At 51.8% G+C, this 21,123-nt stretch carries 20 protein-coding genes and 1 pseudogene; 10 read left to right on the top strand and 11 right to left on the bottom strand.

Going from position 1 to position 21,123, the window contains the following annotated elements; translation table 11 throughout:
* Positions 1-3: 3 nt before the first annotated feature.
* Positions 4-2,319, bottom strand: a complete 2,316-nt coding sequence (locus ACRQU7_RS13215) for an ABC transporter permease (RefSeq protein ID WP_444641318.1) — start codon at positions 2,317-2,319, stop codon at positions 4-6.
* Positions 2,313-3,014: an ABC transporter ATP-binding protein gene (locus ACRQU7_RS13210; protein WP_444641317.1), complete on the bottom strand. Its 702-nt coding sequence runs from the start codon at positions 3,012-3,014 to the stop codon at positions 2,313-2,315. Before ACRQU7_RS13210 ends, ACRQU7_RS13215 begins: the two co-directional genes overlap by 7 nt.
* Before the next feature lie 333 nt (positions 3,015-3,347).
* Between ACRQU7_RS13210 and ACRQU7_RS13205 the strand changes: the two genes are divergently transcribed.
* Both ACRQU7_RS13205 and ACRQU7_RS13200 read left to right on the top strand, forming a co-directional pair.
* On the top strand, positions 3,348-3,908 hold the full coding sequence (locus ACRQU7_RS13205) for a TetR/AcrR family transcriptional regulator (RefSeq protein ID WP_141825757.1): 561 nt from the start codon (positions 3,348-3,350) through the stop codon (positions 3,906-3,908).
* 274 nt (positions 3,909-4,182) lie between these two features.
* A complete protein-coding gene (locus ACRQU7_RS13200) occupies positions 4,183-6,147 on the top strand; it encodes a methyl-accepting chemotaxis protein (protein WP_444641316.1) in 1,965 nt (654 codons plus the stop codon).
* A gap of 135 nt (positions 6,148-6,282) precedes the next feature.
* On the opposite strand, the gene ACRQU7_RS13195 is transcribed toward ACRQU7_RS13200, so the two are convergent.
* A complete protein-coding gene (locus tag ACRQU7_RS13195) occupies positions 6,283-7,188 on the bottom strand; it encodes a CFI-box-CTERM domain-containing protein (RefSeq protein ID WP_444641315.1) in 906 nt (301 codons plus the stop codon).
* Positions 7,185-7,574, bottom strand: coding sequence for a metal-dependent transcriptional regulator (locus ACRQU7_RS13190; RefSeq protein ID WP_038325126.1), 390 nt, complete (start codon positions 7,572-7,574; stop codon positions 7,185-7,187). Before ACRQU7_RS13190 ends, ACRQU7_RS13195 begins: the two co-directional genes overlap by 4 nt.
* 176 nt (positions 7,575-7,750) lie before the next feature.
* On the opposite strand from ACRQU7_RS13190, the pseudogene ACRQU7_RS13185 reads away from it, so the two are divergent.
* The 5 genes and pseudogenes from ACRQU7_RS13185 to ACRQU7_RS13165 form a co-directional block, all read left to right on the top strand.
* Positions 7,751-8,290 (top strand): annotated as a pseudogene (locus tag ACRQU7_RS13185) (ATP-binding cassette domain-containing protein); the annotation flags it as partial.
* A 54-nt stretch (positions 8,291-8,344) separates the two neighbouring features.
* The gene (locus tag ACRQU7_RS13180; protein WP_444645595.1) at positions 8,345-9,349 is read left to right on the top strand and encodes an ABC-F family ATP-binding cassette domain-containing protein; all 1,005 of its coding nucleotides are present in this window, start codon (positions 8,345-8,347) and stop codon (positions 9,347-9,349) included.
* Between the two features lie 122 nt (positions 9,350-9,471).
* Positions 9,472-10,338, top strand: a complete 867-nt coding sequence (locus tag ACRQU7_RS13175; RefSeq protein ID WP_038325122.1) for a MurR/RpiR family transcriptional regulator — start codon at positions 9,472-9,474, stop codon at positions 10,336-10,338.
* A gap of 177 nt (positions 10,339-10,515) precedes the next feature.
* Positions 10,516-10,965, top strand: a complete 450-nt coding sequence (locus ACRQU7_RS13170; protein WP_444641314.1) for a MarR family winged helix-turn-helix transcriptional regulator — start codon at positions 10,516-10,518, stop codon at positions 10,963-10,965.
* 31 nt (positions 10,966-10,996) lie between these two features.
* Positions 10,997-12,373, top strand: coding sequence for a citrate/2-methylcitrate synthase (locus tag ACRQU7_RS13165; RefSeq protein ID WP_444641313.1), 1,377 nt, complete (start codon positions 10,997-10,999; stop codon positions 12,371-12,373).
* Positions 12,374-12,508: 135 nt separating this feature from the next.
* Here ACRQU7_RS13165 and ACRQU7_RS13160 read toward each other — a convergent pair whose 3' ends face one another.
* From ACRQU7_RS13160 to ACRQU7_RS13135, 6 genes are all read right to left on the bottom strand, one after another.
* Complete coding sequence (locus ACRQU7_RS13160) at positions 12,509-14,143, bottom strand: L-serine ammonia-lyase, iron-sulfur-dependent, subunit beta (protein ID WP_444641312.1); 1,635 nt, start codon at positions 14,141-14,143, stop codon at positions 12,509-12,511.
* Between the two features lies 1 nt (position 14,144).
* Positions 14,145-15,299, bottom strand: coding sequence for an amidohydrolase (locus ACRQU7_RS13155; RefSeq protein ID WP_444641311.1), 1,155 nt, complete (start codon positions 15,297-15,299; stop codon positions 14,145-14,147).
* Positions 15,300-15,410: 111 nt separating this feature from the next.
* Complete coding sequence (locus ACRQU7_RS13150; RefSeq protein ID WP_444641310.1) at positions 15,411-16,151, bottom strand: amino acid ABC transporter ATP-binding protein; 741 nt, start codon at positions 16,149-16,151, stop codon at positions 15,411-15,413.
* Positions 16,148-16,864, bottom strand: a complete 717-nt coding sequence (locus ACRQU7_RS13145; protein WP_444641309.1) for an amino acid ABC transporter permease — start codon at positions 16,862-16,864, stop codon at positions 16,148-16,150. The genes ACRQU7_RS13150 and ACRQU7_RS13145 overlap by 4 nt, the downstream gene beginning before the upstream one ends.
* Positions 16,865-16,975: 111 nt before the next feature.
* Positions 16,976-17,872 carry a transporter substrate-binding domain-containing protein gene (locus ACRQU7_RS13140; protein WP_052010671.1) on the bottom strand — a complete coding sequence of 299 codons (897 nt, stop codon included), beginning with the start codon at positions 17,870-17,872 and terminating at the stop codon, positions 16,976-16,978.
* A gap of 610 nt (positions 17,873-18,482) precedes the next feature.
* Positions 18,483-18,788, bottom strand: a complete 306-nt coding sequence (locus ACRQU7_RS13135) for a DUF3892 domain-containing protein (protein WP_038325113.1) — start codon at positions 18,786-18,788, stop codon at positions 18,483-18,485.
* 260 nt (positions 18,789-19,048) lie between these two features.
* Here ACRQU7_RS13135 and ACRQU7_RS13130 point away from each other — a divergent pair, with 260 nt between their 5' ends.
* From ACRQU7_RS13130 to ACRQU7_RS13120, 3 genes are all read left to right on the top strand, one after another.
* A complete protein-coding gene (locus ACRQU7_RS13130; protein ID WP_444641308.1) occupies positions 19,049-19,483 on the top strand; it encodes a phosphatase PAP2 family protein in 435 nt (144 codons plus the stop codon).
* A gap of 69 nt (positions 19,484-19,552) precedes the next feature.
* Positions 19,553-19,921 (top strand): YkvA family protein, encoded by a 369-nt coding sequence (locus ACRQU7_RS13125; protein WP_444641307.1) that lies wholly within the window; start codon positions 19,553-19,555, stop codon positions 19,919-19,921.
* Between the two features lie 40 nt (positions 19,922-19,961).
* Positions 19,962-20,267, top strand: a complete 306-nt coding sequence (locus ACRQU7_RS13120) for a hypothetical protein (protein ID WP_444641306.1) — start codon at positions 19,962-19,964, stop codon at positions 20,265-20,267.
* 73 nt (positions 20,268-20,340) lie between these two features.
* Here the strand turns inward: ACRQU7_RS13120 and ACRQU7_RS13115 are convergent, their stop codons facing one another.
* On the bottom strand, positions 20,341-20,859 hold the full coding sequence (locus ACRQU7_RS13115; protein WP_444641305.1) for a VanZ family protein: 519 nt from the start codon (positions 20,857-20,859) through the stop codon (positions 20,341-20,343).
* Positions 20,860-21,123 lie beyond the last annotated feature (264 nt).

The following is a 21,123-nucleotide window of genomic DNA, read 5'->3' as shown; positions in this document are numbered from 1 at the left end:
TTTTTATTCGACGCTTTTCAGCGCTTCAAGCATGTCGATCTGTTTCATTTTCCGGGCTACGACGTTGTTGATGATCCAGGCGAAGCACAGGGTCGTCACTCCGGCAATCAGCACGTCCGGCAGCGTGATGTTGCCCAGAAGGTCCAGCCGTTCGTCCAGGCTGCTGGCGATAATCCAGGAGATGAACCTTCCAATGGGGATGCCGGCCAGCATTCCGAGCAGTACGGAAAAATAATTTTCGATCAGCACCAGATTCCGGATTTCCCGGTGGCGGAAGCCGAGTACCCGCAGGGTCGCAAGGTCCCGGACCCGCTCGACGAAATTCAGGATGCTGGTGTTGTACAGCACCACAAAGGCCAGCGACGCGCCCATGACGATCATCATGATCACCGCGAGATTCACCACCTGCATGCTGGAGGACAGGCTGGACTGCTGGCTTTCGCGTGTCGCGGAGTCCGCTACCGCGTCGCTGGCAAGGAATTTCTCATCCGGCGCACCGTTCCATTTGACGAGCAGTGCCGTCGGCTTGAAGGTCTCCCCAAGGGATTCCCAGTAGGTGTCTGTCATATAAATTCCCTGTCCGGAGGCAAGATAGGCGACCTGAACGATCGGCACGGAAACATAGCCGTTGTTCGTGCGCTTGATCCGAACGATGTCCTCGGCCTCTACCCCCAGTGATTTGCACAGCTTGCGGGTCATGAGAATCCCGTTTTCCGGAAGGGAAATCGGGTTCCCGGCAACATCCTGCATATGAATCAGCGGGCTGTCCTTTGGGGTGATGGTGACCGGCTCCATTTTCTGCTCGCCGTTCGGGCACACCACCTCAAGGGCGGATTCCTCCGCCTGCTGCGTGACGCCGTCCAGGTCCAGATTGCTGAGGTAGCGGGAGTCGGCCTTTTTCGTATCCAGAATGATTTTCTGGTCATAAGTGAATGTCGTTCCGTACATCTGGTCGGTGATCCCGGAAAGCGTGCTTTTGATGGTCAGCGCCGAGATGATCACGCCGGTGCAGCCCATGACGCCGATGATGCTCATCAGAAGACGGATTTTATTCTTCACGGTGTTCCTCGCAATCAGCTTGCTGCTGAACTTCATTTTCCGCCAGAGGGAGGGGAGAGCTTCCAGAAAGATGTGGTCGCCTTTTTTCGGCGGTTTTTCCCGGAGAAGCACCGCGGGGGTGTCCCCCTGAAGCTTCCAGCAGGCGTAAAACGAAACGCCGCCCGTGCAAAGCAGAATCAGAAGAAAGACAAAAATGAAGTGTCCGAAATTGATGCTGAGCTTATAGTCGCTGAACGCCAGCTTCAGCTGCGGAACCAGAATCCGTCCGAACGCGTTCGGGCCGAGCAGAAGGCCGAACACGGAGCCGAGCACGCCGACCATGACCCCGTAGGAGGTGTAGTGCCAGAGGATGCTCCGCTTGCTGTACCCCAATGCTTTCAGGACTCCGATTTGCGCGCGCTGATTTTCCACCAGCCGCATCATCGTGCTCTGCGTAATCAGCGCCGTCACCAGAAAAAACAAAAGGGGAAATACAATGGAGAGCGTTTTGAACTGCTGGATCCGGCCGTTTACACTGCTGACGCTGCTGCTGTCTTTCTGCAGGGTAATGCCGATCAGCTCCCTGCCGATCGCCGCGTCCGCCTGTTGCACCACCTGTGTAAGGTCGGTACCCGGCTTGGTTTTTACGCTGATCTGGTTGTAGACCTTCTGTCCGTACACGCTTTCCAGCACGCCGGTATGGACTACCACGAAACCATAGGTGGCCGGGTCCGGCACCAGGGTGGCGGAGTTTTTGACGGCGTGGACCTGTTCGCTGCTCAGCGCCAGCCCGTCAATGGAAAGGCGCAGCCAGACGCCGTTCAGCTTGATGGAAACCGTATCGCCGACTTTCAGGCCGTGTGCCTTTGCAAACCCGCTGTCCAGCACCGCCCCGCCGCCGCTTTTAGCGAACTTTCCCTCCTGCAGCTCCGGCTGGTCGAGGGTGCTGCGGTCATTCAGCGCATAGACGTGGAGGGTGGGTCCGCCGGGCAGGTCCGTGTCGGCGTCGGCGGAAAAGCGTTTCTCCACCTGCGTCACCCCGCCGATCTGACGGATGCCCCAGAGCTGCTGTTCCGAGGGGTTCTGCACGGTCGCCCAAAGGTCCGACAGGTTGGCCGCACGGTACATGGCGCCCGCGTGATTCTGGATGGTGAACCAGATGCTGTCAAGGCCCGTCATAATGGAGACGGCCAGAGTCGCCATGATAAAGATGGACAGGAACTGCGATTTCGACTTTTGCATATCGCGCAGGGATTTCCTGAACAGGGCACCCTTCACCATAGGATTTCCTCCACGTCTTTGGGGTGCTCGTGGAACTCCATTTCGGCGATTTTTCCGTCCCTCATATGTAGCACCGTCTGAGCCATCTCAGAAATCGGTGCGTTGTGTGTGACAATGATTACCGTCTTGCCAAGGTCGTTCGCGACGTCGCGGATGAGCCGCAGAACTTTGCGCCCCGTCTCGGAATCCAGCGCGCCGGTCGGTTCGTCACACAGCACGATCTGCGGATTCTTGGCCAGCGCCCGCGCAATGGAGACGCGCTGCTGCTCGCCGCCCGACATCTGGCTGGGGAAATTGCCCATCCTCTTTTCAAGGCCGACGCGCCGCAGCATTTCCCGGGCATCAAGCGGGTCGGTACAGATTTCCTCGGCAAGCTGCACATTTTCCAGTGCCGTCAGATTCGGAACCAGATTGTAAAACTGGAATACAAAGCCGATCTGCGTGCGGCGGTAGTCGGTAAGCTCCTGCTCCGACATACCGGAGACTTCGTTTCCGTTGACAATGATCCTGCCGGCGGTCGGGGAATCCATGCCGCCCAGCATGTTGAGCACCGTGGTTTTTCCCGCACCGCTCTGCCCGAGCACCACGTTGAACGTGCCGCTGCCGATGCTGAAGCTGACGCCGTCCACCGCCTTGATAACGGCGTCTCCGACGTGATATTCCCGTTCCACGTTTTCAAATGTAATAAAATCCATGAATGGTCTCCCTTGTTATGTAACTGCTTCTATTAAATATTGGACCCCTTTACACCCTGACCCGGGTGGGACCATTGCAATTTCATGGCCCGCTGTTGAGACGCCCAATCACATACCCCTGCACATTATGATTGTTTCGACCGGCAATATTCCAAAATTCTTCCTGAGATTCTTGACATTCGGCTAGGAACTCATTATAATGACACTGTGTTTATTTTGCAACCATCAGATGCTTATAGATTGTAATGTTTACAACAAAGTGCCGTGCAACTGTTGATTTCAGAACAGAATCCATTGCATTCGATTGTTGACTAAGGGGGAGAGACGCGCTTTATGAAGGAAATGAAAGAGAGCCGAAAAACACGTTATACGCGCATGACTTTGCAGGACAGCCTGTTTGAGTTAATGGAGAAAAAGCCGATTACAAAAATCACCATTAAAGAGCTGTGTGAAAACGCGGACATCAACCGTACGACTTTCTATGCGTATTATACTGACCAGTACGACCTTCTTCGTAAAATTGAGGACGAGACACTTTCCTGGGTGAAGGAGGCGCTCACTAATCTGATCGGTAAAACGGACAAATACGAATCGATGGAGGTTCTCGAAGGAATCTTCCAATATTTTGCTGAGAACAGGAAGCATATTCAGGTCCTGATGAGTGAGCAGGGCGATATCGATTTTCAGAAGCAGCTGTTCACCCTGATCTATCGGGAATGCGGGATTTCTCCCTCGGCCACAGCGGATGCGGGCGTAAGCACCAAAGAAGATTATTTCGTATTTGTCGTAAACGGAAGCATCGGGCTGATACAGTACTGGCTTAAAAACGGTCTGAGCAGGTCCGTGAAGGAAATGGCTGAAATTATTTACAGCATGTCTTCCAAGATCAGGTAAGCGGCTGTCATCCTACAGCATTAGTTGATTCTGCAACAAGTTTGCGTTTTCCCCCCGCCGAAGGCGGGGGGAAAACGTGTTTTGTCTCGCAGACTGAAATGGAATTGCTGTAGATACGGGCCTCTTTAAGAGAGAATCCGTCGGAATCCAACAAATCAATTCCAAAAAAAGAGCTTTAATCTGTTTTTTCGACTATTTACAGAATTTATAAAAGAAATTATACTATATTTATCCAGATTAATTGGATGATCATCTTTTAGGGGTAATTTTACAAATGAAACATTTAAAAACCAGGCTTTTGCTCTACATTTCCTTAATACTTGTTCTTACCATTCTTTCCCTTACGCTTATTTCTTCCGTCCTTTACTATCAGAGTTCGATGTCCCAGCTGCAGCAGAATTCTTCCTATCTGGCAGCGGCGTACAAACAGGGGATCGATTCGGTGCTGGATTCCTACCGCGACGAATTGAAAATCACCGCGTCAAAGAGTTATCTGACAGACGGCCATACTGCTTCTGAGGAACAGAAGCGGCTTCTGGATGAGGAGGCGAAGGCGGCCGGTTTCAATTACATAGCGATCGCCGACGCGCAGGGGAGCAATGACAGGGGAGACGAGATCGGGGAGCAGACCTTTTTTAAGGAAGCAAAGAAAGGCGAAACTTCTCTCTCCAGCCCCGCGCTGAACAGCTCCAAGCAGTTAACGCTCCTGGTTGCGAGCCCAATCGCGGACTCAGGGAAAATACTGTATGGAGAATTTTCTTACGAGGCTCTCGGCAAAGCGCTTGACCAGATCAAGATCGGGGAAAGCGGATATGCGTTTGTGATTAACCGTGGCGGCTACACCGTGCTTCATCCGGAGCAAACAAATGTTGAAAGCCCGACGGATTATATCAAACTGGCGGAAAAGGATTCCTCTTACCTTCCCATTGCCAATATCTACCGTCAGATGATCGCCGGAAAAACCGGATTCGGCTACAGCAACTACAAGGGAGTACGGCGTCTTGTCGGCTATACTCCGCTTGACGGACCCGAGGGCTGGTCGGTTGCGGTTACCACGCCGGTTACGCAGGTTGAGGAAAATCTGCGCAGCTCTCTGATGGTCTGCGTCGGCATGGGACTTCTGCTGATTCTCGCCGCCGTTTTCGTCACCGGTATCTTTTCCAAAAAGATCACCGATCCGATTGTCTCGGCAACCCGGCGTATTGAACTGCTCGCGCAGGGAAACCTTCAGGAGGACATTCAGCAGGTGAAAGGCAAAGACGAAAGCTCCCGTCTGATGCTGGCCCTGCAAAACACGATTCACAGCCTTCGCTCCTATATCATGGATATTTCCAACGTGCTCAACGCGGTTGCCGAAAAAAATCTGACCGTCAAAAGCACGGTCCAATACACAGGCGACTTTGTCTCCATCCAGACCTCGCTGGAGCAAATCGTCCAATCCCTCAATACCACGCTGGACGGAATCGCTCAGGCCACCGATCAGGTCCGTTCCGGTTCGGAGCAGGTCGCGCTGGGCGGACAGAATCTGGCCGAAAATTCTTCCGAGCAGGCTTCCACCACGGAACGTCTGACAAGCTCTCTGGAGCTCGTCTCCCGTCATGTCCGGGAAAACGCCGAATATTCCGCTTCCATGCAGAACACGGCTCAGGCCGCTCTGTCGGAAACCGATCAGGGAAATCAGGAAATGCAGAAGATGCTGCAGTCCATGGCAAGCATCGATTCCTCCTCTAAAAAGATTCAGGATATTATCCATATGATTGATGATGTTGCTTTCCAGACCAACATACTGGCGCTGAATGCCGCGGTAGAAGCGTCCCATGCCGGAGAAGCGGGGAAAGGGTTCTCCGTTGTGGCCGACGAGGTCCGGCAGCTGGCGACCCGGAGCGCACAGGCCGCGAAAAGCACGGCTGAGTTGATCGAAACCACGATTCAATCGGTTTCCCAGGGAATGCGCAACGCCGAGCAGACTGCCTCCGCATTCGGAAAGATTGTGGAACAGACCAACAGTATCAACGCTCTGATCGCTAAAATGTCCGAGTCGTTGAACAGCCAGTCCCAAAGCATTACCGAACTGAACGAGGGCATGAAGCAGATTTCCTACACTACACAGGCAAATTCGGCGACAGCGGAGGAAAGCGCGGCGACCAGCGAGGAGCTTTTGAGCCAAACGCAGCTGCTGAAAGAAATGGTCGCGGAATTTAGGACCGCGGGGCAGACTGAGCCGCCGGTCCTATCATAAGAGTATTTTTTGTCCGGTGTTTCTTCCGGCATAAAACAGCACCCCAATCGCTATTCAGTATGCATACTGTCTAACGATTGGGGTGCTGTTCAACAAGGCTGTTCCGGGTGCTTTCCCGTTCTTTTTCAGCGCCGCTCAGCTCAGCCATTTTTGTTCAAGGGCCGTCATCATTTCTTCGTATTGCTCCGCGCATTGCCGCGGATTTCCGTCCTCCAGTGATTTCAGACAGGGGGACAGGTGATTTTCCCAGATTTCTCGGTAGACGGCCTGACAGTTGTCCGCCCGGTCAATTCCGCTGACAATCATCGGCGCGAAAAGATAGTATTCGCCGATTTTGGCTTTGCCCTGCGGCGTGGCCGCAAGCCAGCCGTCGCGGAAGCGGCGGAAAGCGTTCAGCTCCGGGCAGTCGTCCCCCTTGTCGAGCGAGGAGCAGACCGCGGTGGTGATAAAGCACAGCTTTTTACGGAAGCCGCTGCTGATGGTGTCATAGTTCGATTTCCCGAGCGGATTTTTCGGGTAATGTTCGTTCCAGATCTTTAAAAAGCTGTCCGCAAGCGCTTCGGCGGCGGGAGTGTGCTGTTCCAGAATGGCGGGCACCGTAAAGGCCACAATCATGTAGCGGTATTCAAAAAGCCGGGCGTCGCTTTCCTTTTTGATCCCGCTTTCTTCAATCTTTTTCTGAAAGCGGTCAAAGAGAACGTTCGCAAAAAAGTCCGGCGCTTCGTCCTTGCCCGCCGCGGCAAGGCAGTATGCTTTCAAAGCGGGGGAAATCAGTTTGTTGTATTTTTCAAACTCGGCGGGATAAACGTTCTGCTTGACATTTTTAAACCCGTTTTTCACGATGAAGCTCTCGTCCTTTAAGAGGGAAAAGGCTTCCTCCATCAGTCTTTGATAGTCGTCGTCCGCTGCCGGTTCGGTTTTCGAGAGCAGCGATTTCACATGAATGGGCTGTGCGCAGTACATGCACACAATATTTTCTGCGTCCTCCGGCAGCTGCAGTTCTTTTTTGCAGTGGGGGCACAGTGCGGTGATATAATTCATTCGGCACCTCCGTCGCGGCTATGCTCCCGCGTATATTGTTTGATTCGGTCGAAGCTTTCTTCGCTGATAATATGCTCAATACGGCAGGAGTCCTGCAGCGCGATGTCGCTGCTGACCCCGAGGGTCATCTCCAGAAACTGCGCAATCAAGGTGTGGCGTTCGTACACGGAACCGGCTTTTGTACGTCCCAGCTCCGTGAGGACCAGGTTGCCGTTCGGTTCCATGGTAAGATAGCCCGCCTCTTTTAAGATGCTCATGGCCCGGCTGACGCTTGCCTTGGTAAAATCCAGGTAATTGGCAACATCGATAGAACGGACATATCCGTTTTTATTCTGTAAAATCAGTATGGTTTCAAGATAATTTTCGCCCGATTCCTGTATTTTCACCGGTATACCTCCTAATTGGCGCGAAAATGCGGTCCGTATTTTTCATATTGTAGCATTGTTCCTCAAAAATGACAAGCGTTATTGCGATTAGTTCATAATTTCCGCTATATTTTTCTGAGCGGTTTTATGCTAAAATATTAAAACGTATACTTTTCTATTTTCACATTGGAGGAACTATGATTACTGTATCCGATCTTGGCCTTGGGTTTAACGGCCAAAACCTGTTTTCACACGTCAATCTGCTTTTTACCGCCGGGAACTGCTACGGTGTCATCGGGGCGAACGGCGCGGGAAAATCCACCTTCCTGAAAATTCTTTCCGGCGAACTGGAGCCCACGAAGGGCGAGGTTGTCATTGACTCCCGTCTGCGGATGTCCGTACTCAGTCAGGACCACCACGCCTATGACTCCTATACCGTTTTTGAGACCATCCTGATGGGCAACGCCCGTCTGTACGAAGTAAGGCAACAAAAGGACGCCATTTACGAAAAAGAGGACTTTACCGACGAGGACGGGATCCTCGCCGCGGAGCTGGAAGCGGAATTTGCCGAGCTGAACGGCTGGGAGGCCGAAACCGAAGCGGGGAAGCTTCTGCAGGGGCTCGGCCTGGACAATGCGCTGCTGGATTCCGTGATGGGCACCCTCACGGGCACGGAAAAGGTCCGCGTCCTGCTTGCCCGAGCGCTGTTCGGGCATCCGGATATCATTCTTCTGGATGAGCCCACCAACGACCTTGACAACAAATCCATCGCCTGGCTGGAAAGCTTTCTGATGGATTATGAGGGAACGGTGATCGTGGTGTCCCATGACCGTCATTTCCTGAATAACGTCTGTACCCATATCGTCGACATTGATTTCAACAAAATCAGGATGTATGTGGGCAACTACGATTTCTGGTATGAGTCCAGCCAGCTGATGCAGCGCGTCATGCGCGACCAGAACAGGAAGGCGGAGGATAAGATCAAGGAACTGCAGAGCTTTATCCAGCGTTTTTCCGCCAACAAGTCGAAATCAAAGCAGGCGACCTCCCGCAAGAAGCTGCTCGAGAAAATTTCCGTTGAGGAAATGCCCGCCTCTTCGCGCCGGTATCCCTATGTCGGCTTTACCATGGACCGTGAGCCGGGCAAGGAAATTCTTGAGGTGACGAATCTTTCCAAAACCGTTGACGGTGTGAAGGTGCTGAACAACGTCAGCTTCCGCGTAAACAAGGGCGACAAGATTGCCTTTGTCGGCTCCAATGAAATCGCCAACACCACGCTGTTTAAAATCCTGATGGAGGAGATGGAACCGGACGAAGGCTCCTTCAAGTGGGGCGTTTCCACCAGCCAGTCCTATTTTCCCCAGGATAACTCCGCTTATTTTAACGGCTGTGAGGAAAGCATCCTCAAATGGCTGGAGCAGTACTCCAAAGATACGACGGAAACGTATCTGCGCGGCTTTCTGGGAAAGATGCTCTTTTCCGGCGAGGACGTTTTAAAGCCGGTGAACGTGCTTTCCGGCGGCGAAAAAGTACGCTGCATGCTTTCGCGCATGATGATGTTCGGCGCCAATGTCCTTGTAGTGGACCAGCCGACCAACCATCTGGATCTGGAATCCATTACCGCCGTGAACAACGGCCTGACGGACTTTAAAGGCGTGGTGCTGTTTGCTTCCCACGACCACCAGCTTGTCCAGACGATTGCGAACCGTGTGATCGAAATTACGGAAGAAGGCGTCATTGACCGGGTTTCCACCTATGACGAATATCTGGAAGCACGCGACGGCATCCTCTCTTAAATCTGTCTGTGAAAAGCCGGGGGTGGACAAACCCGGTTTTTTGATTTAAACTGTTTTTATCAGGCCGGGGGTCCCGCAAAGAAAATCCGCCCGGCCATACCGCTGCGGAAGGGGACGGAAAGATGGCAAGCGGTGACTTTCTTTTAAAAATCAATGCCCGGTACAACCTTTTCACAAAGGCCGAAAAAAAGGTGGCCGATTATGTTCTTCAGGACCCGAAACGAGTTTTGTTCCTGTCCATTACCGACCTTGCGGAAGCGTGCGAGGTGGGGGACACCAGCGTGTTCCGGTTCTGCAAAACCATGCAGCTCCAGGGTTACCAGGAGTTTAAAATGCTGCTTTCGCTGAGCATCTCGGAGGATGAGGACAGCAGCCGGATTGCGTCCATGCTGTCGGGCAGAATCACGCAGGAGGACACCCTTGAGGACGTAGCCAAAAAGGTGCTGCAGACCAATATCAACGCGTTGAACGAAACGTATTCGCTGCTGGATTTTCAGGAGCTGTCCTTAACCATCGATTATATGATCGGTGCGAAGCAGATTTATTTTTTCGGCGTGGGATCGTCCCTGCTGACCGCTATGGACGCGGTGGACAAATTTGTCCGGATTACGCCGAAGGTCCACAATTACGCTGACGCGCATTTACAGGCGATGGCGGCTTCGATTCTTTCGCCGGAGGACCTGGCGTTTGTCATTTCCTATTCCGGCGCAACAAAGGACACCATCCAGGTGGCGCAGCAGGCGAAAAAAGCGGGTGCCAGGGTGGTCTGTATCACCCGGTTTGCAAAATCGCCGCTGACCGCGTATTCCGATGTGGTGATTTTGTGCGGTACGAACGAGGGCCCGCTTCAGGGCGGTTCCACCTCGGCCAGAATCAGCCAGATGCTCCTGATCGATCTGATCTATATGGAGTATTTCAAACGGACCTATGACGAGAGCAGCGCCAACAAGCAGAAAACCTCCGGTTCCGTTTTGAAGAAGCTCTATTGAATAGAGGTTCTATTGACAGAATACCTTCGCCGGGCTGCGGGGGTATTTTTTTACCCTTTTCTCAAAATTAACAGCACGTTCACAGAATTTTGGTTGAAATCCGGCCTCCAAAAAGTTATACTATGAAAATATCAACAAATGTTTACTATCATGAAAAGTTTATTAAGGGTGTGTGAAATGGCGAATCAATCCGGACGGGCCGATGAAGATATTTTTCATTTTCTGGTTTGTGTCCACAGCGCGTTGACAAAGCCGTTTGAAGATCATTTCAGGGGAAAATTCACAAGCCTGCAGCTGAACGCACTGTGCGTTCTGTGCGCAAACGGGCCGATGACGATGAGCGAGCTGGCCGCCAGCCTGCATACGCCGCGCCAGCAGATGAGCCGCATGATTGAAAAGCTGTATGAGGAAGGACATATTGTGCGGAGCCTGGACACAAGGGACAGACGAAAAATACGGATTTCCGTTTCGGAAACCACCGCAAAGGAAATCAGCAACGGACGCGAAAAATTTGATAAAGCGTTGAAATCTGCCATGAATGGCTTCAGCGAAGCAGATTATAAGGACTTTAACGCCGCGGTTCGTATTGTTAACAGAATTCTCACCAAAATTCCCCAAAAGGAATAGCGTATAATGTAAAGAAAAGGAGATATGAAACATGGAGAAAAAAGCAAATGCAGACTTTTTCACGGTAACTCCCGAAATTCTGGAGCTGACGGACCTTTGTAAAAGCCACAGTACGATCAACCCCTCCCTGTTTGCCCAATACGACGTGAAGCGCGGTCTGCGCGATATTAACGGAAAAGGCGTCCTGACCGGTTTAACCGAGATATCAGATATTATTTCTTCCAAGGAAATAGACGGAAAAAGTGTGCCCTGCGAAGGGGAACTATATTACCGCGGCATTAATATTCACGATATTGTACGCGGCTTTATCGCGGAAAACCGCTTCGGATTTGAGGAGACGACCTATCTGCTCCTGTTCGGCGAACTGCCGGAAGAGGACAGGCTGCAGGAATTCAAAAGGCTCCTTTTCAAATACAGAACTCTGCCCACCAATTTTGTGCGCGATATTATTATGAAGGCGCCGTCTTTCGATATGATGAATACGCTGGCGAGAAGTGTCCTCACTCTTTACGCCTACGATGAAAGGCCAAACGATACCTCGCTGCCGAATGTGCTGCGCCAGTGCCTGGAAATGATCGCACTTTTCCCGCAGCTTGCGGTTTACGGTTATCAGGCCTACGCCCACGACATGGACCCGAACTACAGCTTTTTCATCCATGCGCCCAAGCCGGAGCTCTCTGTGGCGGAGAATATTCTGTACATGCTTCGAATCGACAATCAATACACCGCCCTGGAAGCCCGTATCCTTGACCTTGCGCTTGTTCTGCACGCCGAGCACGGCGGCGGCAACAATTCCAGCTTTACCACCCATGTGGTCGCGTCCTCCGGTACGGACGCCTACTCGGTCATTGCGGCGGCGCTCAGCTCGCTCAAGGGACCGAAGCACGGCGGCGCAAACATCAAGGTCATGATGATGTTTGAGGATATGAAGCAGAATATCGACGACTGGGAGGACGAGGACAAGGTAGCCGACTATCTGAGCAGGCTGCTGAATAAACAGGCGTTTGACCGGGCCGGCCTGATTTACGGGATGGGTCACGCGGTTTATTCCCTTTCCGACCCGCGCGCGAATATTTTCAAGAAGTTCGTCAAGAGCCTTTCCGAAGAAAAGGGCCTTACCAAGGAGTACAAGCTCTATTCTCTGGTGGAACGGCTGGCGCCGGAGGTGATCGGGCGCGAGCGCAAGACCTATAAGGGCGTCAGCGCGAACATCGACTTTTACAGCGGGTTTGTCTACCATATGCTCGGCCTGCCGCCGGAGCTTTTCACCCCGGTTTTCGCCATGGCTCGTATCTCCGGATGGAGCGCCCATTTACTGGAGGAACTGATCAACGTCGGCAAGATCATCCGCCCCGCGTACAAGAGCATATCCTCCCACAAGGACTATATTCCGCTCCACGAAAGATAAGAGTTTCTTTACGGATCAATCCTGAGAAATTCAAACGGCTGACCTTCCGCAAACCGGAAGGTCAGCCGTTTTTGTACGATGGGGTTTGTCCGCATGGGAAGTCCCCGAAAAAGTCGGGGAGGAGACTTCTCGGCTTTATCGGCCGGTTTCCGTCTCTTCCGCTTCAAATTTGATTTTGTCTCCCATGACCTCGTTCTGAAGAAAAGCCTTGCAGCGGCCCGCCGTGGGCGTGCAGTTGATCCCGCAGAGAGGGCCGCAAAGCTCCCCCGGCCTGCTGCTGCGGAAATTCTTTTCGATCGCTCCCAGCACTTCGTGATAGGGAACGAGGGGGTCGATTCCGCTCAGCGCCAGATCCGCGTAAAGGGGTGCGGTCACCGCTGCGCGAATCGTCCGTGTAATGCAGGGAAATTCAAGACCGCCGGGAATGGGGTCGCAGGGGATTCCAAGGTTGGCCTGCAGCGCCATGGAGGCGGCGTGCTCGACCTGGTTTCCGTCGCCCCCCGCCATCCAGGTGACCGCGCCGGACGCCATTGCGCAGCAGACCCCGGATTCTCCGACACAGCCGACCTCGCCGGTCGCGTTGGTGTGCGTATAGGCCAAAGCGCCCAGCCCCGCCGCCACGACCAGTCCCTCGATCATCTTCCGGTGGGAAAAACCTCTTGCCTCCCGCACGGCGTCCAAAGCGGAAAACAGATATCCTCCTCCGGTCCCCATGGGGCCGGGTACAATCCGTACACCCGGCAGCTTTGCGTTGGTCGAGAAGGCATGCACCAGAATATGGCGTGTGATCGGGTCCGACAGCGTCTGATGGTTCTGCATGTATGTATTCCACTGTCTGCCGTAAATAGGCAGCATCGGAGTGTCCTTTGCATTGTCGTAGCCGATGGTCTCCAGAGCATGGATCTGCTGATTTAAAATATCCGCGATATTTTCAAAATACTGCCAGATGGTTTCGTCCGTCCATCCGGAAAAATCCTTTTCGTATTCAATAGCGGCCTGAACAAAGGAAATTCCCCGCTGTTCCGCAACCCGGCGCCATTCCTCCACTGTTTTAAAAAGCTGCGGCTTCCTTTTTGCGGTGGTGACGACCGGAAGAAGGGCGGGGAATACCCTGACCTGCGTGTCGGGACCGAAATGCCGCAGCAGCCCGCCGGGCTCCGGGTTTTCGGAGAGCTCAAGGAATACGGCGCTCGCGCCGTCCGGGCGGGCGACGCGTTCCGCCGTAAGGAATGCTTCCCCCGCGCTTTGCTCAAAGCCGCGCAGCTGTTCCTCCGGAATGTCCTGATTGGCATTTTGCAGCAGCACGCCGAAGGTATCCGCCCGCCAATGGATGGGGAAGCCGGAAATTTCATAGGTCGCCACCATGCCGCCTCCGACCGATTTTGCGGTGAGGGAAGCGGTGTCCCCGCCGGTTCCCGTCAGTTCGAAGTGGACGCTTCCGGGATACGCGTTATCGGTTTCCAGCTCCCCGAATTCATACGATATCTTTTTTTTCCGGGCAAGCTCATGCGCAGAAAACAGGCGCACGTCGTCCGTGGCAAAATCCTGCAGGCCGCCCAGATAGCCCCGGTCGTCCATCATATTTCCCAGATTCAGCATATGGTGGTCGCCGGGATTGAACAGGATGCGCACCCGTTTCGGTTCACTGAGCAGCGTATGCCGGGCAATCCGGCCCACCCGGCTGGTACCCGCGAAGCTTCCGCTGGAACCGGGCTGCATAATCGGCCCGAATACGTCGTTAAAAAAATCAGGATAAAAAATCTTTCCCATGTTACCTGTCCTTTCCGCTGTTGATTCTTGTAAGCGCCCTTTCCCCAAGTGCGGCCAGCAGCTTTGCCGCGCCCGTCAGCCCGCTCCGGTCCGCTTTGAACGAAGGATTGTGCAGCGGGGCGGTATCGCCCACCCCGATCATCCAGAACGCCCCTCTGATTTTTTCCTGATAGCAGGAAAAATCTTCGCCCCCCATGGAGGGAACCGCCTCCTGTGTGCGCAGTCCCAATGACTCCGCGGTGTCTTTTATAAAAGCCGCCAGCTCTGCGTCGTTGTTTGTGGAGGGACAGCCGGGGTACCAGTGAAACCGGATGGACGTGCCGGATACCGTCGCGATTCCTTCGCAGATTTCCTTCATCCGGCGGACGATCTTTTGCCGGACCGTTTTGTCCAGCGTCCGAACGGTTCCCTCCAGCTGGGCGGAGGACGGGATTACATTCCACGTGCTGCCCGATTCCACTCTGGTTACGCTGATGACGGCGCGGTCGAACGCGGAAATACTGCGGCTCACGATGGTCTGAAAAGCGATGGTCAGCTGGGAAGCCGCGAGAATCGGATCAATAACCAGCTCCGGGTGCGCCGCGTGGCCGCCCAGACCCGTTACATCCACAACAAACCGGTCGACCGCCGCATGGTCGGCCCCCGCCGTCACCGCGACCGTACCGGCTGGCAGGTCCGCAGCCACGTGCAGTCCGTAGATTTCCTCCACGTCGTCCAAAGCTCCTGTTTTCAGGACATGCTCCGCTCCGTGCCCCGCTTCCTCCGCAGGCTGAAACAGAAGCTTTACGGTGCCTTCCAGATTCGCTTCCTTCTGTTTCAGAAGCAGGGCGGCCCCCAGCATCGCCGTGGTATGGAAATCATGCCCGCAGGCGTGCATTTTCCCCGGGTTTTCAGACCGGTACGGTACATCCGCCGTCTCTTCGATCGGAAGAGCGTCGATATCACAGCGCAGCGCCACTACGGGCTTTTCTTTTTTTCCGCGAAGAACGGCGACAAGGCCGGTTTGCAAGCCGCTGTCCAAAATTTCCACGCCGTTTTCCGTCAGAATCCGCTTGATATACGCCGTGGTTTCAAATTCCCTGAGCGCCGTTTCGGGGTGGCGGTGGAGCCATGAAAAATGCTCTTCCAGCGTATTCTGTAATGCTTTTTCGTCCATGTTTCTTCCTTTCTGAATCTGCGTGTGTTTTCCTATATAAAAAGCCGATAGGAGATTCTCCTACAGGCTTTTGAAGTGACTTTTTCATATCGCTGTCCGGTTTCCGCCTTTTCAGCCGTCAAGGCAGGCCTGTGACAAAAACTGCTTTGTGCGTTCGTTTTGCGGGTTGCGGAAGATTTGTTCGGGGGTGCCGTCCTCCTGAATCACGCCTTCATCAAAAAACAGGACGCGGTTGGACACGCTCCGCGCGAAACGCATTTCATGCGAAACCACCATCATCGTCATTCCCTCCGCCGCAATCTGGTTCATGACCGCCAGAACCTCGCCGACCCATTCCGGGTCCAGTGCGCTGGTCGGTTCGTCGAACAGCATCACCTTGGGGTCCACGGCAAGCGCGCGCGCAATACCCACACGCTGCTGCTGCCCGCCGGAAAGCCGGGAAGGATATTGGTCATGCTTTTCCTGCAGGCCGACCTTGCGCAAAAGCTCCATGCCGATTTCATCCGCTTCCTTTTTTGGAAGCTTTTTCACATAGATCAGGCTTTCCGTAACATTTTCCAGGACCGTTTTATTGTGGAAAAGGTTGTAATGCTGAAACACCATGGAACTTTGCGCGCGAAGATGATAAACCTCTTTTTTGGTCGGGTTTTTCGCGTCGATAACGGCGTCCGCAATCCGGATGGTGCCTTCATCCGGCAGCTCCAGCCAGTTGAGCATCCTCAGCAGCGTCGTTTTTCCCGCGCCGCTGGGGCCGATTACCGTCACGATTTCCCCTTTTTTTATCTGGAGGCTGACCCCGCGAAGCACCTGATTGGTACCGTAGGCTTTTTTAAGATTTTCAATCTGTATCATCGGGCAACATCTCTTTCATATCGTCTTACATACCGTTCGATTATCCACAGAATCCGCTCAATTACAAAGCAGCATGCCCAGTAGATCAGCGATACCACAATGTAAATTTCAAAGAAGCGGAAGGAGCGGGCGCCGATCAGCTTGGCCTGAGCCATGATGTCCACAATGGAAATGCTGAAAGCCAGCGACGTTTCCTTTACCATGGAGATAAAGGAATTCCCCAGCGGGGGAAGCGCGACCTTGAACGCCTGCGGGATGATGATGCGGACCATCGCCTGCCTTGTGGTCATGTTGACGCTGTAGCATGCTTCCAGCTGTCCGGAATCGACCGAGAGCATGGCGCTCCGGATGGTTTCGGACATATACGCGCCGGAATTGAAGGAAAACGCCACGACGCCGAAAACCAGCGTCGGAATCCCGTCGACGTTCAGATTCCATTGGAACTGCTCGTTCAGCGCCTGAAGAAGGATCGGCGTTCCGTAATACACGAGGAAGAGCTGAACCAGCGTTGGGGTTCCGCGGATAAAAGACACATAGATTTTGCTGATCGGCTCCAGAACGCGGATATGAAAATAGCGGATCAGGGCGATCCCCAGCGCGATCATCAGTCCGATCAGGGAGGAAACCACGGCAAGCCCGAGGGTAATCGGCAGATAGGACACAATTTCAGGCACGGTGGAAATCATAAATGCGGGGTCAAATAATTTATTCATAGAAAGTCAAGTCTCCTTGCAGATCTTTGCCAATTTCCTTTTTCGGTGAAAAGGCCGGCAGAAGGAACGCGGGCCGTTGCACCGTATTCCTTCTGCCGCCTGTATCTGAAATTAAGAGGTCCGGTCGGTAATGGCTTTTTCCGTTGAATAGTCCTCGCCAAGATACTTTTTGGAGATTTCAACAAGCGTTCCGTTGTCGGTCAGGGTTTTCAGTGCTTTATCGATCAGTTTTTTATATTCGGTTCCCTTTTCATTTTTGGAGAAAAGGAAAAATTCCGGTTTTATTCCCAACTCCGGCGCCAATGCGTAACCCAGATCAAGGTTCTGTTTTTCGGCAATCAGCTTTGTGGTCACCTCACTGTTGATGGTGGCGTCCACACGGCCGGAGATGATGTCCTGAAGCATCAGGGTAACATCGCCATCGTAATATTTCAGCTTAATCGCGTTATTGTTTTTCTTGTTGTAGTCCTCCAGCCAGACTGTATTATTGGAACCGACGCCCGCCGCTACCGTTTTCCCATGAAGGTCTTTCAGGGAATGAATGTCCGTGCGGCCGCCTTTATAAATAATGGAGTTCCCGGCATAAGAATAGGGGAGCTCTGAAAATTGATATTTTTCTTCTCTGGATGGGTTTTTGGCAATTTGACTGGCAATCATATCGAATTTCCCGGATTCCAGCGCGACAAAAATAGAGTCCCATGCCGTAGGCTGAAATTTGAATTCCACTTCGGGGATCAGTTCGTCCAGCGCGCGGACCACCGCAATGTCGTACCCGTCGACGGTACCGTCCGAATTTACGTAGTTAAATGGCGGGTAGGCCCCTTCTGTTCCAACGACCACGGTTTCCACCTTGGTACCGGAAGAAGCCGGTGCTGCTGCGGCAGAGGATGCGGACGTGTCTGCCGCCGAACCGGTGGCTGCGGGTGCTGCGGTATTTGCGCAGGCGGCGGTCAGCAGAAGCAGAAGAGTAGCCAGGAAGAGAGAAATTGATTTTGCGCCCTTTTTCATATGTAAAACCTCTTTCATTTTTTAAGTATAAAACTTGGATTCTATTTTCCAATATAACAGCGGCTGCACCTTCTACACATTCGCGTATGGCGATGGATGCAGCGAATCATTTTTCCCTTCAAGCAGTTCATAAGTAACTTCCTTTCCCAAAATCTCATCCCTGTTTCATAAGCACCATATGCTTTTATGTAATAAAGCATACTTTTCATATAATAATTATATGAAATAGGGTTGCAATAAGGATAAAAGATTTTCACCTTTTTGTCAAGAGACTTTTTATCACTAAAACAGTTAAATACCAGTTTAAAGCTCTTTTCTGCTGTTCTCTGGCATCCATATTTCCATAAAGAGTATTTTTTGTAGCCTTCGGTGAAACAAAATGCATGAAAAGAAAAATACAGAGATCGGAAAAACCTTACATTTCCAGAGCTTTACTCCCAAATAACAAAAAAGCGCAATGCCTGCATTCCAGACATTTGCGCCCTTTTTATTGAATTGTGATATTCCCGGAAGTATAATAGGATTGATAAAAATTGATGGCTGTCATGCTGTTGAAAAACATGAAAAAATCTGCTGCGGGCAGCCCGGAAACAATCGCCACGCCGCTTGCTTATGACTGTTCAGAACGGGAAATGGAAGGTAAATTGCTCAGATTGTTGCCGTCGCTTCCGTCGGGAATGGACTTGAGATATTCGGTGTCGCCCCGATGAGCGATCCCCACGCCGGTTATTCCGCCCTGTCTGGCCAATTGAACGGCCTGTGCTTTATCCAGAACCGTGTTGTCGGAAAGCTGATAACCGGTCACTCTGCCGCTTTCTTTTACCAGCCCGGTGATACTGCGGGCGTTGGGCGCGGGCGATGGAATATTGTCCAGCGTGTTCTGGGCAAGCGTATTCTGCTCCTGATTTTGTTCCATTTGAGTTCCTCCTTTGCTGTTTTTGATTAGTTTGCTCAGCTATTCAAAAATTATCGATTTGAAGGAATTCTTTCATCAGGACATCAACCTTAAAAGTGAATGTAAAACAACCATAAAATCCGCGTTTCGTTTAAGATCAGTCCTATATAGTTTGTGAAAGAAATTGAGCCATGATTGCAGAAAGGATATTTTTATTGAATAAGGAACGATATGACAAAATCAGGCAATGGTTTTTACTTCACCCGGTATGGTTGAGCAGTATGAAGCTGCTGAACCTCTGGCTGCCGCGAATTGTTTACTGCGCGTATCCCGTCCTGCTGGCGGTGCTGGCCATTCGGAGGGATGAGCGCTTCTATCAGGTGCTGCTGATACCGGCTTTCGTTTTCGGCGCAGTGACTGTGATGCGAAAGCTCTGGAATCTGCCGCGGCCGTATGAAAAACTGGGGATAGAACCGCTGATTCCCCGCGAAAAGAGGGGGCATTCTTTTCCAAGCAGACACGTAGCTTCGGTCACCATTATCGCGGTTGCCTGTTGGTATATCTGGCCTCCCATCGGAATTGCAATGTCGGTGATCGCGCTGCTGATCGCCGTTATCCGGCCCCTAGCCGGAATCCATTTTCCCAAAGACGTGATTGCCGGTATGGTGTTTAGCCTCCTGACCGGCATCATCGGATTTTGGCTTATACCAGCGTAAAAATGGGCTGTTAAAACGCTGCCGAATTGATAAGACACAAAGATAAAGAAATTTGTGGGGAGCAATGCAATGAATCTGAAGGAAAAAGCAAAGGAGTTAAAAACGGATATTCCCGCGGTATTTTTGAGTTTGAAAAGCAGTGATACGCCGGTTGTGGCCAAGGTTTTTGCTTGTATAACAGTGGTATATGCGTTGTCACCGATTGATCTGATCCCTGATTTCATACCGGTTCTCGGTTACTTAGACGATGTTATTCTGCTGCCGGCATTGATTTCTCTTACGATAAAATTGATTCCCGATACAATCTTTGAGCAATACCGAAAAGAAGCGGAAGGTATGTGGCAGAGCGGGAAACCGAAGAAATGGTATTACGCCATACCCATTGCAGGAATTTGGCTGATCATTCTCTGGCTGATCGCAAAAGCCGTTTTCTTCTAAAGCATCTTACTGTCAAATTCAAATTGAGAGGAGAATATTTATGCTGGGTCTGCTGAATTTAGGAAGTCTGGTATTGGGGTTAATTGCATGGATTCTTCCCGTGGTCAATCTGCGGCGCAATAAGGCGGGCATCGGGAGCCGGATTGTTTTGTGTGCGGCAAGCGTCAGCGCCTGTGCCGTCTCGCTTTGCCTACAAATTTTCTATACGGATCATCTGGTAAAAATAGAGGACTGGTCGGCGCTGATGGACACTTCTTCCTCGGTGGCATTGGTTTCTGCGATTCTTCTCGCGGTTACAATCATACTCAATGCGATTACGTTGGGTTCGTATTTCAGAAAGAATTAATTCCAATTAATTGATTATAAGCCTGCCTCGTTTTTATTGTATGCCGCTGAAATTCGTAAGCTCTATTCGTCCCTTAGAGATTTGATACGGTCAGAAACGCCAGCAGGGCGACGGTCAGCAGTGTTCCGACCAACGCAATCGTGTTTAAAACTGCGTTGGTTTTCCGCTGTGTTTTCAGCAGCCTGAGGGCAATGGCATAGACCGCGATCCCAAGGATTCCCCCGAACGTGTTGCCGATCAGGTCGGTGATATCGGATGCCCCGACTGCCAGAATAAACTGCATTGCCTCATAAAAGAGGCTTACACTGAAGATCGGAATGACTTTCTTCAGAAAAGACCAGCTGCTTTTCAGCATACTGACATAAAGCCCGAACGGCACGAAAATCAGGATATTTCCGTAGATTTCCGACCATTCAATCCTGTCGTTGACGACTACCGACTGATAAAAGGGGATCAGGTTGATACTGCGGAAGGGATAAAACGGCCCAAAAGGCGACTGCATCTTGAATAATATGATCCAGGTCATTACGAGCAGATAAACAGCCAATAAGCTTCCTGTCAGAATTTGCTGCCTTCTTTCTTTCTTTTCCATAGAGACCTCCTTAAACTTTTCTAATATGATGATCGTTCGATTGTTTTTTAACTGTATTAATAATACTAATACAGTAATACAATTATGTCAATACGGAATTTGGCTTACAGCATTTCCCGTTTATTCTGCAACCAGGCTGTCGATAAAGTTGCACAACCGCAAAATTGTGAAACAATTTTGCTTACTGCCGTTGGATGTACTTGCTTTGTCTTGCACGATTTCTCGACACTCTCTTAAACGGAAATGGAATTGCTGTAAATCGGA

The sequence above is a fragment of the Caproiciproducens puteiluti genome (assembly GCF_052442865.1).
GTDB lineage: Bacteria > Bacillota > Clostridia > Oscillospirales > Acutalibacteraceae > Caproiciproducens.
The sequence above is the reverse complement of the archived record's forward strand: the minus strand, read 5'-3'. Positions and strand labels throughout refer to the sequence as shown.